Origin of the sequence: Streptomyces sp. NPDC048506 (assembly GCF_040651315.1) — a bacterium.
GTDB lineage: Bacteria > Actinomycetota > Actinomycetes > Streptomycetales > Streptomycetaceae > Streptomyces.
Window position 1 is genome coordinate 14,893 of record NZ_JBEZIX010000050.1, and the last position, 16,614, is coordinate 31,506.

11 protein-coding genes and 1 pseudogene are annotated in these 16,614 nt (G+C 74.5%); 10 read left to right on the forward strand and 2 right to left on the reverse strand.

All coding sequences use genetic code 11. From position 1 onward, the window contains the following. Window positions 1–60: 60 nt before the first annotated feature. The 4 genes from AB0C96_RS32925 to AB0C96_RS32940 are packed head-to-tail and all read left to right on the forward strand — an operon-like array spanning window position 61 to window position 8,241. Window positions 61–543, forward strand: coding sequence for a CU044_2847 family protein (locus AB0C96_RS32925; RefSeq protein ID WP_362922546.1), 483 nt, complete (start codon window positions 61–63; stop codon window positions 541–543). Next, the gene (locus tag AB0C96_RS32930) at window positions 540–2,726 is read left to right on the forward strand and encodes a trypsin-like peptidase domain-containing protein (RefSeq protein WP_362922548.1); all 2,187 of its coding nucleotides are present in this window, start codon (window positions 540–542) and stop codon (window positions 2,724–2,726) included. Before AB0C96_RS32925 ends, AB0C96_RS32930 begins: the two co-directional genes overlap by 4 nt. Continuing rightward, complete coding sequence (locus tag AB0C96_RS32935; RefSeq protein WP_362922550.1) at window positions 2,723–3,790, forward strand: MoxR family ATPase; 1,068 nt, start codon at window positions 2,723–2,725, stop codon at window positions 3,788–3,790. Before AB0C96_RS32930 ends, AB0C96_RS32935 begins: the two co-directional genes overlap by 4 nt. Continuing rightward, complete coding sequence (locus AB0C96_RS32940; RefSeq protein ID WP_362922551.1) at window positions 3,787–8,241, forward strand: SAV_2336 N-terminal domain-related protein; 4,455 nt, start codon at window positions 3,787–3,789, stop codon at window positions 8,239–8,241. The genes AB0C96_RS32935 and AB0C96_RS32940 overlap by 4 nt, the downstream gene beginning before the upstream one ends. Window positions 8,242–8,311: 70 nt before the next feature. Here the strand turns inward: AB0C96_RS32940 and AB0C96_RS32945 are convergent. Continuing rightward, a pseudogene (locus tag AB0C96_RS32945) lies at window positions 8,312–8,721 on the reverse strand (alpha/beta hydrolase); the annotation flags it as partial. A 185-nt stretch (window positions 8,722–8,906) separates the two neighbouring features. Here AB0C96_RS32945 and AB0C96_RS32950 point away from each other — a divergent pair. Continuing rightward, window positions 8,907–10,076, forward strand: coding sequence for a cysteine desulfurase family protein (locus tag AB0C96_RS32950; protein ID WP_362922553.1), 1,170 nt, complete (start codon window positions 8,907–8,909; stop codon window positions 10,074–10,076). A 77-nt stretch (window positions 10,077–10,153) separates the two neighbouring features. Here AB0C96_RS32950 and AB0C96_RS32955 read toward each other — a convergent pair whose 3' ends face one another. Next, window positions 10,154–11,017, reverse strand: a complete 864-nt coding sequence (locus AB0C96_RS32955) for an N-acetylmuramoyl-L-alanine amidase (protein WP_362922626.1) — start codon at window positions 11,015–11,017, stop codon at window positions 10,154–10,156. A gap of 54 nt (window positions 11,018–11,071) precedes the next feature. Here AB0C96_RS32955 and mnmA point away from each other — a divergent pair, with 54 nt between their 5' ends. The 5 genes from mnmA (at window position 11,072) to AB0C96_RS32980 (ending at window position 16,404) form a co-directional block, all read left to right on the forward strand. Continuing rightward, window positions 11,072–12,202 (forward strand): tRNA 2-thiouridine(34) synthase MnmA, encoded by a 1,131-nt coding sequence (gene mnmA, locus AB0C96_RS32960; RefSeq protein WP_362922555.1) that lies wholly within the window; start codon window positions 11,072–11,074, stop codon window positions 12,200–12,202. A 242-nt stretch (window positions 12,203–12,444) separates the two neighbouring features. Then, a complete protein-coding gene (locus AB0C96_RS32965; protein WP_362922557.1) occupies window positions 12,445–13,185 on the forward strand; it encodes a VC0807 family protein in 741 nt (246 codons plus the stop codon). Window positions 13,186–13,587: 402 nt separating this feature from the next. Further along, complete coding sequence (gene gdhA, locus AB0C96_RS32970; RefSeq protein WP_362922559.1) at window positions 13,588–14,964, forward strand: NADP-specific glutamate dehydrogenase; 1,377 nt, start codon at window positions 13,588–13,590, stop codon at window positions 14,962–14,964. Window positions 14,965–15,042: 78 nt separating this feature from the next. Continuing rightward, on the forward strand, window positions 15,043–15,585 hold the full coding sequence (locus AB0C96_RS32975) for a TIGR00730 family Rossman fold protein (RefSeq protein WP_362922561.1): 543 nt from the start codon (window positions 15,043–15,045) through the stop codon (window positions 15,583–15,585). A gap of 129 nt (window positions 15,586–15,714) precedes the next feature. Then, window positions 15,715–16,404 carry an SDR family oxidoreductase gene (locus AB0C96_RS32980; RefSeq protein ID WP_362922563.1) on the forward strand — a complete coding sequence of 230 codons (690 nt, stop codon included), beginning with the start codon at window positions 15,715–15,717 and terminating at the stop codon, window positions 16,402–16,404. Window positions 16,405–16,614: the final 210 nt, after the last annotated feature.

Genomic DNA, 16,614 nt, shown 5'->3' on the forward strand with positions numbered 1-16,614 from the left:
GGGCGGAGTGTGACGCAAAAGAGCGCGCGTTGGCGCTGTGCCCCGTGTCAGACTGACGCCATGGGGGACACGGCACTGACGTTGGATGACGGGACCGTCGTATGGCTGAGAGCCGTGGGGCCGGCAGCCGACGGCCGGCCGGACGCGGGCCGGAAGCAGCCCCCCGCCGTTGACGGCGGGGACGGTGAGCTGGAGCTGCCCGACGCGTTCGGCTCCGCCCAGCCGGTCAGCGTGGACAGCCGGATGGGCCGTGCGCTGACCCGGGGCGGGGAGGTGCTGGAGGAGGCCCTGCGCCCGCTCGGTGGCGTCCTCGGCCAGATCCACCGCTCCCTCTCCGGCGGAAGCCACCGCCCCGACGAGGTCACCGTCGAGTTCGGGGTCACCCTCGGCTCCGATCTGAGCCTGGGGGTGTTCTCCGGCAACGGTGAGGCGAGCTTCAAGGTCTCCGCCACCTGGAACCTCGGCAACAGCAACGGCAACGGCAACGGCAACGGCAACAGCAACGGCAGCAGCGCCGGCGAGTCGGGCGGGGCCACGCCATGATCGCGGGCGCAGGTCCGGACACCCCGCTCCATATGGCCTTCGCCTCCGTACGGGACGGCGAACGGGCCGTCGGCGGTGGCGTGTTGGTCGCCGAGCGGTACGTCCTGACCTGCGCCCATGTCGTCAACAGCGCGCTGGGCAGGGATCGTTTCGCCCAGGACACCCCCGACCGGGGCGACACCGTCACCCTCCGGCTGCCCCATGTCGCGGCCGGTACGGACCTCATGGCGCGGGTCGTACGGGAGATGTGGGTGCCGCCGCGGGCCCGGGCCGCCGGCCGCGACCCGGTCGAGCCCGGACGGGTGCCGTACCACGGCGACCTCGCCGTGCTGGAGCTGGCGGCCGCTCCGCCCGAGGGCGCCGAACCGGCGCCGTTCCTCCAGCACAACTACGCGGGCGAGACCATCGCGTTATGGGCCAGCGGCCATCCGCTGCCCACGGTCCGCGCCGTGCCCCGGGTCTCGGCGCCGCCCTGGATCGCCCTGGACGTGCTCGGCGGCGCCCAGGTCACCGAGGGCTTCAGCGGCGGCCCGCTGTGGGACCGCGAACGACAGGCCGTGGTCGGCCTGGTCGCCGCCGTGCACCGGGCCCCCGGTGCGGCCGCTCCCGGCGGCCAACCCGCCACGATGTACGCCATCAGCGTCCCCGCCATCGAGGCCGAACTCCCCACGCTCCCGCCCTCGGCGGTGCCCACCGCCCGCCGTGGCGTACAGCAGCTGCTCACCGCGTTGGAACGGGTGCTCAAGGGTCGCGAGGCGGTGCTGGCCTGCGAAGAACGGCTCGCCGCCCGGCTCGGCCGGACCTCGGCCGGCCCGGCCGCCGACCTCGAACGACTCGTCGGCCTCGCGGTGAGCGTCCGCCGCGGCATCCCCGAACTCCTCGACCTGGTCCGGGACTACGAACCGCCGGCCCACGCCGACCCGTACGACCTCCATGCCCGCCCCGGCCCGTACGGCGCCCGCGAGGACTGGGAGCGACTGCGCCGCGCCGCCCGTACGGTCCGTCCCGGCGAGTACCTGACCACCCGCCAACGCCGCGACCTCTCCGGGCTGTTGGCCCACTGCGGCCGCACCGACCCCCGCACGCTGCTGGGATGCGTACTGCCGCACGCCCCGGAACTGCCCGCCGTGACGGGCCTGGCCGATGCCATGGACGCACTGGAGGGCTTCAGTTCCACGACGGGCGCGCCGGTGCCGCCGCTGCTCCAGGGGGTGGTGCGGATCAGCGTCGCGGAGCGGGCGGCCGGTGAGGTGTATCCGGCCGACGACCTGGACGCCTGGGTCGAGCGGGTGGCCGCCCGGTCGGGGGTGGACGAGGCGGCGGTGAGCCAGTTCCGCGCCGATGTGGCGGCCGCCGCGGCACCCGTCCTCATCCCCGCCCCCGCCGCGCCGGCCGGCGGCGCCCGCCCCTTTGTCGTCGCCCCGCGCGTCCAGGTGGAGCTGCTGCCCACCCCCACCGGCCGTCGCTTCACGTACCAGATCTGGACCTTCGCCGACGGCCAGTCGCACCGTCTCGCGCTGGTCCGGGACGCGGAGGCAGGCAGCGAGCAGGTGGTGGACGACATCCGTCGGGTGCTGCGCACCGAGGTCCGGGAGGACCCGGAGACGGCCCTGGTGGAGTACTTCCTGCCGTCCGCCTGGCTCGGCCTCGACGTCGACTCCTGGGAGTCGCCGGACAGCGACGAGGACGGGCCGTTCGCGCCGGGCATCACCCGCCGGGTGGTGGTGCGCACCACCGAACGCTCCCGGGAGAGCTACGCGGGCTGGAAACAGCGCACCGCCGCCCTGCCGCACGCCAAGCGCATCGTCCTCGACCACCGGCACACCGACCGCAAGGTGGCCCGCGCTCAACTGGAAGTGCACCGCGACGCCGGCACGGTGATCGTGTGCTGCGAACCGCACCACCACGGCACCCTGCTGCGCCAGTGCGTCCAGGCCGGCGTGCACACCGTGCTGTGGCACCGCGCCGAACACGGCGAGCGCATCGTGCAGGACCTGCTCGCCCTGGTGGACGTCGCGGACCACGCCGAGGTCCCCGAAGTGGTGCGCCTGGAGCGGGCCAAGGCCGTGGCCGAGCCGGACAGCAGCGCCCACCACGGCAGCCGGCTGTCCCTGCTGTACGACGCCCCGGACCACCGTCCCCCGCAACTCGCCCCCGATGCCTGGGTGTTGACACAACCATGACCGACCGTGCACACCGGAGTGCGGACGCGACCATGAACGAGGAGAACGCAGCGGTGACCGGACAGCGCGCAGCAGGCGCCCACGACGAACCGGCGCCGGAGCCGGAGGACTGGTGGGTCTTCCGCGGCCCGTCGGACCTGCCCGCCCCGCCGCCCTGGCGACGCTTTCCGGCCACCCGCGGTACGGCACCGCGCGCGCCCTACCTCCTGGAGCGCAACGAGATCTCGGTCGTCAACGCCGCCCTGCACCTGCACCGCCCGCTGCTGGTCACCGGCCGCCCCGGTGCCGGCAAGAGCTCGCTGGCCCGCGCGGTTGCCGAGGAGCTGGGCCTCGGCGACGTCCTGCGCTGGTCGGTCAACAGCCGCTCCACGCTTCAGGACGCCCTCTACCGCTACGACGCCGTGGGCCGGCTGCGCGAGGCGTCGCTGCGCCGCGAGCGCGAGGCGCACCGCGGCTCCGCGCGCCGCCCCCGGGTGCGCCGCCGGGGGCCCGGCGACATCGGCCAGTACCTCCGCCTGGGCCCGCTGGGCAGCGCACTGGCCGCCGACCGCCCCCGGGTCCTGCTCGTCGACGAGCTGGACAAGGCCGACATCGACCTGCCCAACGACCTGCTGGTGGTCCTGGAGGAGGGCGAGTTCGAGATCCCGGAGCTGGCCCGGCTGCCCGAACACCAGCAGGAGGTGCCGGTCCTGCTCAGCGGCAGCCGTGAGCGGGTCGTGGTGCACCGCGGGGTGGTGCGCTGCGCCCACTTCCCGATCGTCATCATGACCAGCAACGGCGAACGGGACTTCCCGCCCGCGTTCATGCGCCGCTGCGTCCGGCTCGACCTGCCCGAACCGACCGGCGACCGGCTCCGCAAGATCATCGAACACAACCTGGGCGAGCGGGCGGTGGCCGCCGCCGAGGACCTGATCGAGGTCTTCCACCAGCGCTCCAAGACCCAGACGCTCGCCACCGACCAGCTGCTAGCCGCCGTCCATCTGCGCATCAGCGGCGCCGACCTCACCAAGGAAGAGCTCCTCGCCGCGGTGCTGCACCGCCTCGACGAGCCCATGTCGCCATGATCGACCGACTGCGACAGGCGGTGGCGGCCGCCGGCTACGACCTCGGCGCCACCGAACTCCTCGATGTGCTCTGGCTGGCACGGGCGATGGAGACGGGTGCGGCGACCCCCGGGCGGCCGGCGACGACGGCGGGGGAGCCGGTCGGACCCGCCGGGGAGTCCGGCCCGGCCCCTGGGACCGACGAACCCGCCGACGGCACCGAGGCCACGGCGGCCACGACGGCCACGGAGGAGGACGATGCCGGGCCGTCCGCGGCCGCCGATCCCGCCGAGCCGGTCGATCCCGCGCGCACCGACCTCGCCGGCCGACCCGACGGCCCGGCAGATCCGACCGGCGCCGAACCGGCCGAGCCGGACACCCCCGCCGGACCGCCCCGCCGCGCGCTCTACGCCATGGGCAGCCAGGGCGGTCGACCGGGCGCGGACCGGGCCCGCCCCGCGCGGGTGCCCGGTGGGCGGGCGCTGCCCGACGCCCAGCAACTGGGCCGGGCGTTGCGCCCGCTGCGCCGGTCCCGGGACCATCCGCACCGCAGCGTCACCGACGTCGAGGCCACCGTCCGGCTCGCCGCCGAGACCGGCTTCCTCGACGTGGTCTCCCGCCCGGAGCAGGAGCGGCGCTGGTCCGCCGTGCTGCTGGTGGACTGCTCGCCGTCCATGCAGGTGTGGGGGTCGCTCGCCGCCGAGCTGCGGGCCCTGCTCGCCCGGAGCACCGCGTTCCGTTCCGTCCAGGTCCACCCGGTCGACCCCCGGGACCCCAGCGGCCCGATGTCGCGCCCCCACGCCGCGGGCGCCTCCGTGACGTTCCTGCTCACCGACGGGACGAGCCCGGGATGGCGCGATCCGCAGGCCGTGCGGGCGCTGTCCGCGTGGAGCGGGGGCGGCCCGATGGCGGTGCTGAACCCGCTGCCCCGCCGGCTGTGGCGCGGCACCGCCCTGGACGCCCGGCCCCGACTGCTCGCCGCTCCGGGCGAGTTCGACCCGGTCCGGCGGCTGGTCGTCTGCGACCCGTTGAGCGGTGAGCGCGACCCGGAGGCGGACGGCCTCCTCGCGCTGCCCGTCCTGCACCCCACCGCGTCCGCGTTGGAGCAGTGGGCCCGGCTGCTCACCCGCCCCGGCATACCGCACCTGATCGAAACGGCGCTGCTGGACGAGGCCTCCTCGCCCGCCCGGCCGCCCCAACCACACGGCACCGCCGAGGAGTTGCTCACCCACTTCCGGGGCGCGTTCTCGCCGGAGGCCTACCGGCTCGCGGTCCGGCTCTCCGCGATCCGCCCGCTGACCACGCCCCTGATGCAGCTGGTCCGCGTCGCCACGATGCCCGACGCGGGCCCCACCCACGTCGCGGAGATCCTGCTCGGCGGGCTCCTGGAGCGCACCGACCGGATGCCGGACACGGCCGCCGCGCAGACCCTGGACCGCGCCCTGGGCGCGTCGCCGTTCGGGCAGCAGGTCCAGCCGGTCTACGACTTCCGGCCCGGCGTACGGGAGTTGCTGTTCAGCGGGCTCGGTGCCGAACAGGCCGTGGAGGTCGTCGAGGCGGTCGGCCGGTCCCTGGAGCCGTACATGGGGCGGCTGCCGGACTTCCCCGTCCTGATGGGCGACGAGGAGGGCGAGCTGCGGCTGCACGCCTCGGCGCGGGCGTTCGCCGTGCTGGCGAGTCCGGTGCTGGAGCGGATGGGCGGCGCGGTGCCGGAGCGGCCGCCGGCCGCGCCGGACCGGCCCCTGCCGCCGCCGCGCCGTCGGGTGGCCGGGCCGCCGCTGCGGTGCGCGGTGCTGGGACCGGTGCGCGTCTGGCGGGGCGAGTCCCGGGTCCCCCTGGGCGGACCGGAGGTGCGGGCGCTGCTGGCGTGCCTGCTGCTGCGGCCGGGCTACGCGGCCACCGCGGACGAACTGGCCGCCGACCTCTGGGGTCCCGTGCCACCGCGGGAGGCCCATGCGCTGCTGGACGTCTACGCCACCCGGCTGGGCCACGCGCTCGACTGGGACCTCGTGGCCGCCGAGGAGGACGGCAGGTACGGGCTGCGCCGCCCCGACGGCCGGGCGCCCGTCCTCGACCTCGATCTCGACCTGGCCGAGCGGCTGGTGGCGCACGCCCGGAAGGCCGAGGATCCGGTCGAGGCGCGTCAACTCCGCGATGCCGCGCTGGCGTTGTGGGACGGTGAGCCGTTCGCCGGCCTCCCGGAAGCGTTCGCCCAGGAGCCCCGCGAGCGCCTGGAGCGCTGGCGCGCCGACCTCCTGGCCGGGCGGTACCGCTCCCTGACCGAGGAGGGCTTCGCCGCCCTGCCGCCCGCCCCCGACCACTTCTTCGGCCGTGCCGAGGAGATCGCCGAGCTGACGGCGGCGCTGCGCGGCGCGGACGCGGACCGGCCCTGCTGGGCCGTGCACGGGCCGCCCGGTACGGGCAAGACGACGCTGGCGCTGCGGGTCGCGCACGAGGTGGCCGGCCACTTCCACGACGGGACGCTCTTCATCGACATGCGGGAGGCCGGCTCCGAACGGTGGGCGCACTGTCGCGCGTTGCTGACCCAGCGGCGGGTGTTGCTCGTCCTGGACGACGTCTCCGATGACGACGAGGCGCTCGCCGCCCTGCTCGGGGAACCGGGCGCCTGGACCGGCGCGGTGCTGCTCACCGGCCGGCGCCGCCCCGAGGTCCACGGGCTCACCGGTGGTACCGCCCTGACCAGGCTGTCGGCGACCGAGGCGCTCGCCGCGCTGCCCGAGCAGTTGCTGCTCCAGTGGCTCGACGCACAGCTCAGCGTCCCGGCCCGGCGCGCCTTCGTGCTCCTGGCCGTTCCGGACGGCGGCGGGCTGTCGCTCCCGGCCGTCGCCGCGCTGCTGGCCACGACGCCGGAGCGGGCGCGTACCCGTCTGCACGAGCTCCGGACGATCGGCGCGCTGGAGCAGACGGCCCGCGGCCACTACCGCCACGTCGGCGACCTCCGCTCCTTCGCCGCGGGGATCGCCCACAGCGAGCTGCCGGGGGAGCGGCGCGAGAGGGCGCTGTCCCGGTTGTTGGAGCTGTATCTGGCCATGGGGCGCCGGCTCCACGAGACCCGCTGTCCGGGTGAGCGGTGGTTGAGCCGCCTCACCCGGGCCTCCGCCCCGTCCCTCCCCGAGGCGCAGGACGCGGACCAGGCCCTGGCCGCCTGGGCGGACGAGATGCCGCACCTCTTGGCGCTCCTCCGCCAGGTGGCGGCCCGGGCCCCCCGGCTCGTCCGGCCCGCCGCCGACCTGCTGTTGCTGGCCCGGGTGACCGCGGACGCGGGGGTGAGTTCCGCGGCGTACGAGGCGGCGGCGCACGCCGTGGTGGCGCGTGCGGAGCGGGAGGGTGACGGTCAGGCGGAGGGCCGGGCGCGCGCCGCGCTCGCCGAGGTGTACACGGCGCTGGGCAGGTTGGCCGAGGCCGAGCCGCAGGCCCGGCGCGCCGCGCAACTCGCGGACCGCTCGGGCGACCCGGTCGCGCGCTTCCGGGCCGCGTACGCACATGGCCTCATCGCCCTCCACCAGCGGCGGTACGACACGGCGGAACGGCATCTGACCGCGGTCTGGGAGGGCTGCCGGGACACCCGGGACGAGCCGGGCGAGGCCGGTGCGCTCGCCGCGCTGGCGCGGCTGTGGGCGGCGACCGGCAACAGCGCCGAGGCGGTGCTGTTCGCCGAGCGCAGCGTGGGCATCCTCCGCCGGACCGGCGACGGCTCGTCGAGGCTGGCGCACGGCCTGTACGCGCTGGCCGAGGCGCAGGCGTCGGCCGGCCGGTACACCGAGGCGCTGCACGCGCTGTTCCAGGCGCTACCGCTCTTCGAGGAGGAGCGCGAGCGCCTGTGGGCGGGCCGTACCCGCTGTCGAATGGCCGAGGCGACGGTGGCCCTGATCCGGCCCGGCGAGGCGGTGTCCGCCGCCCAGGACGCGGCCCGGCGGCTGCTGGTGCCGGGCGGTGAGCGGTGGCGGGCCGATGCGCTGACCGCGCTGGGGCACGCCGATGCCGCACTGGGCCGGAAGCAGAGCGCCCAGGCGCACTGGCGGGAGGCGCTCGCCGTGTACGAGGCGTTCGGCGCCCCGGAGGCCGAGGGGGTGCGGGCGCTGCTGCGGGACCGGCCGGGCCCGACCGGTGCGCGCGGCTTCCGTCCGTCGCGCACCGCGGACACCGCGGCCACCGGCACGGTCCTGCGCGATCTGGCGGCGGCGGTCGGCGTCCTGCGCGACCGGCTCCGGTTCGCCGCCGGGCACGGGGACGGCGGTGGACTGGCGGCTCTGGAGGCCGAAGTGGTGGCAGCGCTCGGCGACTTCGAGCGCTCGGTCCGCCGCCCGTCGCGGACCGACCTCGTACGGCTGGGTGCCGCCCTGGAGGAGGCGCTGACCTCCGCCGTGTCCGGGGGCGCGGTGGCCGGGGTCGGCGAGGTGGACGACGCGGCGGCCGCGGTGCGCGCTCTGGCGCGGCGGTTGGCGCCGTAGGCCCACGGAGATCGGGCGGACACCCCCAGGCCGGGCGGGGCAGCGCCCACCAGGGATCACGGGGCAACCCTCAGCCGCCGCCCCCGAGGAACTCGGCCAGCTCCGCGGTGAGTTCCGCGGGAGCGTCCTCCTGCACGAGATGGCCCGCGCCGTCGATGAGCCGGAGCCGGGCGCCGGGGATCCGGGAGGCCGGCTCGTGCCCCTTCGCCGCCGGGATCCACCCGTCCCGCGTGCCCCAGCAGATCAGCGTCGGCAGCGCGATCTCGCTCAACGCCCCTGGATCTCTTCGGTGAACCGCTGGTCGTTCTGGTGGATCTGCCGGTAGAACGCCGGCTGCCCCTCCTGTGTGCACCAGGGCTCCACCAGTCGGTCGAGGACGGCCGGGGCGAGGCCGGGACCGCTCGCGGAGGAGACGTACTCGCGCACCAGCGCCCGGTGCAGCGCGGGTGGCAGCTGCGCGAAGACCTCGGAGTGCGCGCCTCGCCGAGGACGGCCCACCGCACCGTGTCGCCCGAGGAGGTGCGGAACGTACGATCCAGAAGCCACTCTGTCATGAGCGTAAGGCTGATCGCTCCTTACTGGCGAGGTCGAGGGGGGCAGCGCACCCCGGCGCTCCTCCGCGCCTGCCGTGCGCCCCTCACTCGCCTCGTAGAATCGTGGGCACCATGGTTTACCTCGACCACGCCGCCACCACCCCGATGCTCCCGGAGGCGGTGCAGGCGATGACCGCCCAGCTGACCGTCACCGGCAACGCGTCCTCGCTGCACGCCGACGGCCGGCGGGCCCGGCGCACCGTCGAGGAGGCGCGGGAGTCGCTCGCCGCCTCGCTCGGCGCGCGCCCGAGCGAGATCGTCTTCACGGCCGGCGGCACCGAGGCCGACAACCTCGCGGTCAAGGGCCTGTACTGGGCCCGCCGGGCGGCCGATCCGGCCCGCACCCGCGTGCTCGCCAGCCCCGTCGAACACCACGCCGTCCTCGACGCCGTGGAGTGGCTCGCCGAGCAGGAGGGCGCCCGGGTCGAGTGGCTGCCGGTCGACACCTACGGGCGGGTGCACGCCGAGGCGCTGCGCGAGGCCATCGCCCGCAACCCCGCCGACGTCGCGCTCGCCACGGTCATGTGGGCCAACAACGAGATCGGCACCATCCAACCGGTCCGCGAACTGGCCGAGGTGGCCAAGGAGTTCGAGGTCCCGCTGCACGCGGACGCGGTGCAGGCGTTCGGTCAGCTGGACGTCGACTTCGCCGCCTCCGGGCTCGCCGCGATGACGGTCTCGGCCCACAAGATCGGTGGTCCGTACGGCATCGGGGCGCTGCTGCTGGGCCGCGAGTACGCCCCGGTGCCGGTGCTGCACGGCGGCGGCCAGGAGCGGCATGTGCGCTCCGGGACGCTGGACACCCCCGCCATCGCCGCCTTCGCCGCCGCCGGCCGGTACGCCGCCGCGCACCGCGCGGACTTCGCCCGCGACATCGGCGCCCTGCGCGACGACCTGATCAAGGCGGTCCGCGCCGCCGCCCCGGACGCCGTCCTCGGGGGCGACCCGGACCCCGCGGGCCGCCTCCCCGCCAACGCCCACTTCTCCTTCCCCGGCTGCGAGGGCGACTCCCTGCTGCTCCTCCTGGACGCCCGGGGCATCGCCTGCTCCACGGGCTCCGCCTGTACCGCCGGCGTCGCCCAGCCCAGCCACGTCCTGCTGGCGACCGGTATGGCGCCGGACCTGGCCCGCGGAACGCTGCGCTTCTCCCTGGGCCACACCTCCACCGCGGAGGACGTCGCGGCGCTCGCCGCGGCCATCGGCCCGGTGGTGGAGCGGGCGCGCAGCGCGGGCCTGAGCTGAGCCGGGCCGCCCTCGGCGTCCACTCGGCCACGGGCGCCGGTCCCGGCGCTCGTCGGCGTACCAGGATCATCCGGCGCTCAGCCCCGCGTACCGGACCCGGCCGCCCGTGCCTGCCGGTGCAGCTCGCCGCGGACGAGCCGCAGATAGCGGTCCCAGTCCCAGTGCCGCCCGGGGTCGGTGTGGTCCGTCCCCGGCACCTCCACGTGCCCCACGATGTGCTCCCGGTCGGCCGGGAAGCCGTACCGCCGGCAGATCCCGGCCGTCAGCCGCGCCGACGACGCGTACATGGCATCCGTGAAGGACTCCGGCCGGTCCACGTACCCCTCGTGCTCGATCCCCACGCTGCGCTCGTTGTAGCTGCGGTTCCCGGCGTGGAAGGCCACGTCCAGCTCCCGCACCGCCTGGGCGAGATGCCCGTCCTTGCGCACGACGTAGTGGGCGGAGGCCTCGTGGAACGGGTCCTGGAACACGTTCAGCGCGGTCGTGAAGCTGCCCTGGACGACATGGATCACGACGCGGTCGATGTCGTAGTCCCCCGGACGGTCCGCGCGCCGGTAGTTCCACGAGGACGCCGGCACCCAGCGCGCGCCCGGCTGGTCGACCTCGCCCGGCTTCCGCGGCTTGTCGTTGCCCGGCAGCTGCCACCACCAGTGCCGCAGCTCGTCCCGCGCCGCGAGCGCGACCGTCCCGGCGGCCAGCAGCCCGCCGCCCCCGATCCACAGCGCCCGCCGCCGCGTCACACCGGGCCGCGCGGCACGGGGCGCGTCCCCGTCCGCACCGGTCACCGCGTCCGCACCGGTCACCCCGTCTGCACCGGTCACCGTGTCCGCTCCCGTGTCGGTCACCCGGTCCGCACCGGTCGTCGCCCCGCCCTCGCCGATCACGCCGCCCGCCCCGTCCGCACTGCCCTCGTCGCCCGTCTCCCCGGCCTTCAGCCCCATGCGCTGCATAACGCTTTCCGGCCTGTCAGTGGTTCCGTCTACTCTGGACGGGCTATGACTGATGACGCCCCCCGCCGCCTCCGTGTGCTCGCCGCCATGTCCGGCGGCGTCGACTCCGCCGTCGCCGCGGCCCGTGCCGCCGAGGCGGGCCACGACGTGACCGGCGTGCACCTCGCGCTCTCCGAGAACCCGAAGTCGTTCCGCACCGGCGCCCGCGGCTGCTGCACGATCGAGGACTCGCACGACGCCCGCCGCGCCGCCGACGTCATCGGCATCCCGTTCTACGTCTGGGACCTCGCCGAACGCTTCCGCGCGGACGTCGTCGACGACTTCGTCGCCGAGTACGAGGCCGGGCGCACCCCGAACCCCTGCCTGCGCTGCAACGAGAAGATCAAGTTCGCCGCGCTCCTGGACAAGGCGCTGGCACTGGGCTTCGACGCGGTGTGCACCGGCCACTACGCCACGGTCGTGACGAACCCGGACGGCTCCCGCGAGCTCCACCGCGCCTCCGACATGGCCAAGGACCAGTCCTATGTGCTCGGCGTGCTGGACGACCGGCAGCTGGCGCACGCCATGTTCCCGCTCGGCGACACCTGCACCACCAAGGCCGAGATCCGCGAGGAGGCCGCCCGCCGCGGCCTGTTCGTCGCCAAGAAGCCGGACAGCCACGACATCTGCTTCATCGCCGACGGCGACACCCAGGGCTTCCTCGCCAAGCGGCTCGGCACGGCCCCCGGCGACATCGTCGACGAGGCCGGCACCCGCCTCGGCACGCACGAGGGCGCGTACGGCTTCACCATCGGCCAGCGCAAGGGCCTGCGCATCGGTCACCCGGCGCCCGACGGCAAGCCGCGCTACGTCCTGGACATCTCCCCGGTCGACAACACAGTGACGGTCGGCCCCGTCGAGTCCCTCGACGTCACGGCGCTGACCGCCATCCGTCCCCGCTGGTGCGGCCGCCCCCCGACGGCCGGCCCGGCCGCGTACACCGCCCAGCTCCGCGCCCACGGCGGTGAGACCGAGGTCACCGCCGAGCTGGTCGACGACACCGAGCTCCGGGTGAGCTTCGCCGAGCCGGTCCGCGGTGTGGCCCCCGGCCAGGCGATCGTCCTCTACGACGGCACCCGGGTGGTCGGCTCGGCGACGATCGCCACCACGGAGCGGCGGGTGGCGGCCGGGGCCTGACCCGGCCTGCGGAGAGCGGGAAGACCCTCTGGGGCCGCGCGTCGCGGGGCCGTCCGAGGTCGGCTGGGCGGGCCGGATCGCCGCCCGGCCGGGAGGCCGGATCGCTGGTGGCACTGACAAATGTCATGGCGAAGGCAGGACAGCCGAAACTGTCGGCGGCCCCGGCCCGTGGACCAAGCTGAGGGTGTCGCAAGAACGCCGACACCAGCAGCAGTTCACAGCCCGACCTGGGGGAGTCCGCCGTGAGTCAGCACCAGTCCGTCGCCGGGGGCAAGCAAGCCAACCCGCTCCTGAAGAGCCTTGTCCCGCTCGTCGTGGACGCGGGCATCCCGATCGCCTCGTACTACGTCCTCAGCGACGGCTTCGGGCTGAGCACGGTGGCCGCACTGGGCTGGAGCAGCGTGGTGCCGGCGGTGCGTACGCTCTGGGACCTGGTCGCGAGCCGGGGGGTGAACGGCCTGGCGCTGTTGATGCTGATCGTCAACGGCGTCGGTCTGGCCATGACCGTGGTGAGCGGCGACGCCCGGCTGATGATGGCCAAGGACAGCGCCGTCAGCAGCGTCGTCGGGATCGCGATCCTGCTCTCCGTGCGGACGCAACGACCGCTGATGACCTCGGGCCTCAAGCCGTGGGTGACGAAGGGCAGTGCGGAAGGGAACGCCGCCTGGGACCGACTGATAGCCGGCTCGCAGCCGTTCCGGCGGGTCGAGCGGAGGTTCTCGGCGATCTGGGGGACCGTCCTGCTGACCGAGTGCGTGCTGAAGGTCGTCGGTGCGTACACCCTGCCGGTGCACACGATGGTCTGGCTGGGCACGGTGCTCACCGTGGTGGCCATCCTGCTGGCCATGTTCGTCGCGGGCGGCAGCTGTGCCGAACCGATGGAGAAGATGGTCAAGGCCGAGGTCGAGCGCGCCGCCGGGGCGCCGCAGGACGGGGCGGGCACGGTCACCCCGGCTGCCGTGGTGGTCGGCGCGGGCGAGTGAGCAGCTCCGGCCGAGGGCGCGGCACCGCCCGTCGGAAGCGGTAGCGCAGTACTCGGGACGCCGTGCGGTCGCGCAGGGGGCGGGTGTTGTGAGGTGTCGCACAGCGGCCCGGTGGGGCGGGTGGGCTTCGATGTCTGCCCACGCCGTGCTGACCTGCGGACTTGGCGCGGGCGGGGCCCGGGGCGGTGAGCGCGCCGGGGGTGCGCGCAGGAGCCGGGTGTCGTCCGTCCCACAGCCGGCACCCCGGGCCCGCACATAGGGTCTGCGCGACGATCGACGTCAGAAGCAGCTGTGCAAAGGGCCGGTGACGCCCAGGGCTCGCGGGAAGTTGAAGGTGGGTGAGGAGGCGTCACGGTCCGGACAACGGGCGGCCTTTCCTCGGCCACGAAGGGAACGTAAGCCATGTCGACGGTTCAAACTGAGGTCAAGCCCGGCGCTCATCCGGCCCGGCCGGCGTCCCTGTACGCCGAGCTGGTGCGGCGGAATCCCGGGGAGCCGGAGTTCCACCAGGCGGCCCTTGAGGTGCTGGAGACGCTGGCGCCGGTGCTGGCCGCCCGCCCGGAGTTCGCCGAGGCGAAGATCCTGGAGCGGATCTGCGAGCCGGAGCGGCAGATCATGTTCCGGGTTCCCTGGCAGGACGATTCCGGGACGATCCATGTCAACCGCGGCTTCCGGGTGGAATTCAACAGCGCGCTCGGTCCGTACAAGGGCGGGCTCCGCTTCCACGCGTCGGTGAACCTGGGGATCGTGAAGTTCCTCGGCTTCGAGCAGATCTTCAAGAACTCCCTGACGGGCCTGAACATCGGCGGCGGCAAGGGCGGCAGCGACTTCGACCCGCACGGCCGGTCGGACGCCGAAGTGATGCGCTTCTGCCAGTCGTTCATGACGGAGCTGCACCGCCACCTCGGCGAGCACACGGACGTGCCGGCGGGCGACATCGGCGTCGGCGCCCGCGAGATCGGCTACCTCTTCGGGCAGTACCGGCGGATCACCAACCGCTGGGAGGCCGGCGTGCTCACCGGCAAGGGCCTGTCCTGGGGCGGCTCAAAGGCCCGCACCGAGGCCACCGGGTACGGCAATGTGCTCTTCACCCAGGAGATGCTCAAGCAGCGCGGCGAGGAGCTGGACGGGCAGCAGGTCGTGGTCTCCGGTTCCGGCAACGTCGCGCTCTACACCATCGAGAAGGCACAGGCGCTCGGCGCCCATGTGCTGACCTGTTCGGACTCCGGCGGATATGTCGTCGACGAGAAGGGCATCGACCTGCCGCTGCTCCGGCAGGTCAAGGAGGTCGAGCGCGGCCGGGTCGGCGACTACGCCGAGCAGCGCGGGGCGTCGGCCAGGTACGTGCCCGGCGGCCGGGTGTGGGACGTCGCCGGCGATGTGGCGCTGCCCTCGGCGACCCAGAACGAGCTGGACGCGGACGCCGCCCGGATCCTGGTCCGCAACGGCGTCAAGGCGGTCTCCGAGGGCGCCAACATGCCGACCACACCGGAGGCGGTGGCGCTGCTCAAGGAGGCCGGGGTGGCCTTCGGCCCCGGTAAGGCGGCCAACGCGGGCGGGGTGGCGACCAGCGCGCTGGAGATGCGGCAGAACTCCGCGCGCGAGTCATGGTCCTTCGAGCGCACGGAGGGCGAACTGGCCGCGATCATGCGCGAGATCCACCGCACCTGCTACGAGACCGCCGAGCGCTTCGGTCTGCCGGGCGACTACGTCGCGGGCGCCAACATCGCCGGCTTCGAGCGGGTGGCGGACGCCATGCTGGCGCAGGGCCTGATCTGACCGGGGCCGATCCGGCCGGGTGCGGTGCCGCCAGCACGGCGCCGCACCCCACCCTCCCCGCCTCGTAAGGTGAGGCGCATGAATATCTGCGTCTTCTGCTCCGCCGCCGACCTCGACGACCGCTATGTCACCCCGGCCCGCCGGTTCGCCGAGCTGATCGGCAAGGGTGGGCACGCGCTGGTCTGGGGCGGTTCGGACACCGGGCTGATGAAGGTCATGGCCGACGGGGTGCAGGAGGCCGGCGGCAAACTGATCGGTGTTTCGGTGGAGTTCCTGGCGCACAAGTCGCGCGAGGGCGCCGACGAGATGATCGTGACCAAGGACCTCGCCGAGCGGAAGGCGCAGATGCTGGCGCGCGCCGACGCCGTCGTGATCATGGTCGGTGGCACGGGCACGCTGGACGAGGCCACCGAGATCCTGGAGCTGCGCAAGCACCGTATGCACACCAAGCCGGTGGTGCTGCTGAACACCGCCGGTTTCTACGACGGGCTCCGGGAGCAGTTCCAGCGCATGGAGGCCGAGGGCTTCCTGCCGCTTCCGCTGACCGACCTGGTCTTCTTCACGGCAGACGCCACCGACGCGCTCGCGTACCTGGAGGAGCGGGCCGGCGTCCAGAACTAGCGGGCGTCTGCACTGGCAGGCGCCCGCCCGCGCGCCGCACCCCCGAATGTGCCCGAAGACGCGCGGCCGGGTCCGCGCCCACCCCGCGCGGCCCGGTCGGTCGGTCGGGCGCTCGTTAGGATCGGCCGCATGGGTACGCACTTGATCACGGGCGCAGGGTCGGGCATCGGAGCGGCGGTCGCACGGCGGCTGGCGGAGCGCGGGGACGACCTGTGGCTGCTGGCACGCAACGCGGTCCGGGCGAAGCAGCTGGCCGAGCAGTTCCCCGGCGCCCACGCGCTGGTGGGTGACCTCGCCACCCCCGAGAAGCTGTCCTGGGCCCTCGGCCAGCAGCCGTTGCCGGACCGCATCGACTCGTTGCAGCACATCGCGGGCGTCATCGAGCTGGGGGCGGTCGGCGATCTGCCGGCCAAGGCCTGGCAGCGTCAGCTCGCCGCCAACCTCGTGGCGCCCGCCGAGCTCACCCGGCTGTTGCTGCCGCTGGTGCGGGTCGCCAAGGGGCACGTCGTCTTCGTCAACTCCGGTGCCGGGCTGAACGCCCACGCCAACTGGAGCGCGTACGCGGCGAGCAAGCACGGGTTGAAGGCGCTGGCGGACTCGCTGCGGGCGGAGGAGCACGGCAACGGCGTCCGGGTGACGTCGGTCTACCCGGGGCGGACGGCCACGCCGATGCAGGAGAGCACCCACCGGCAGGAGGGCAAGGAGTACGACCCGTCCCGCTGGATCGACCCGGAGTCGGTGGCGACGGCGATCATCACGGCGATCGACCTGCCGCGGGACGCGGAGATCAACGACGTGTCGGTGCGGCCCGGGCGCTGACCGCCGGGGAGCGGGCGGCCCGCCGAGCCGTACGAGGCCGCCGCAGCCGCTCGCGTCCGTCCGCAGCCGCTCGCGTCCGTCCGCTGCCGTCCGTCCGCGTCCGTTCGGCCTGCCCGTTCCCGTCCGTTCGGCCCGTCCGCTCCCGTCCGTCGCGGCGACGTACGCTGCAAGAGTGACCATTGAAGCGAAGTCGACCGCGGCGGCCGGATG

What these genes read in the sequence shown, in the direction of transcription:
- AB0C96_RS32925 (WP_362922546.1), top strand. Translation starts at nt 61, where the DNA reads ATGGGGGACACGGCACTGACGTTGGATGACGGGACCGTCGTATGGCTG.
- AB0C96_RS32930 (WP_362922548.1), top strand. Translation starts at nt 540, where the DNA reads ATGATCGCGGGCGCAGGTCCGGACACCCCGCTCCATATGGCCTTCGCC.
- AB0C96_RS32935 (WP_362922550.1), top strand. Translation starts at nt 2,723, where the DNA reads ATGACCGACCGTGCACACCGGAGTGCGGACGCGACCATGAACGAGGAG.
- AB0C96_RS32940 (WP_362922551.1), top strand. Translation starts at nt 3,787, where the DNA reads ATGATCGACCGACTGCGACAGGCGGTGGCGGCCGCCGGCTACGACCTC.
- AB0C96_RS32950 (WP_362922553.1), top strand. Translation starts at nt 8,907, where the DNA reads ATGGTTTACCTCGACCACGCCGCCACCACCCCGATGCTCCCGGAGGCG.
- AB0C96_RS32955 (WP_362922626.1), bottom strand. Translation starts at nt 11,017, where the DNA reads ATGGGGCTGAAGGCCGGGGAGACGGGCGACGAGGGCAGTGCGGACGGG.
- mnmA (WP_362922555.1), top strand. Translation starts at nt 11,072, where the DNA reads ATGACTGATGACGCCCCCCGCCGCCTCCGTGTGCTCGCCGCCATGTCC.
- gdhA (WP_362922559.1), top strand. Translation starts at nt 13,588, where the DNA reads ATGTCGACGGTTCAAACTGAGGTCAAGCCCGGCGCTCATCCGGCCCGG.
- AB0C96_RS32975 (WP_362922561.1), top strand. Translation starts at nt 15,043, where the DNA reads ATGAATATCTGCGTCTTCTGCTCCGCCGCCGACCTCGACGACCGCTAT.
- AB0C96_RS32980 (WP_362922563.1), top strand. Translation starts at nt 15,715, where the DNA reads ATGGGTACGCACTTGATCACGGGCGCAGGGTCGGGCATCGGAGCGGCG.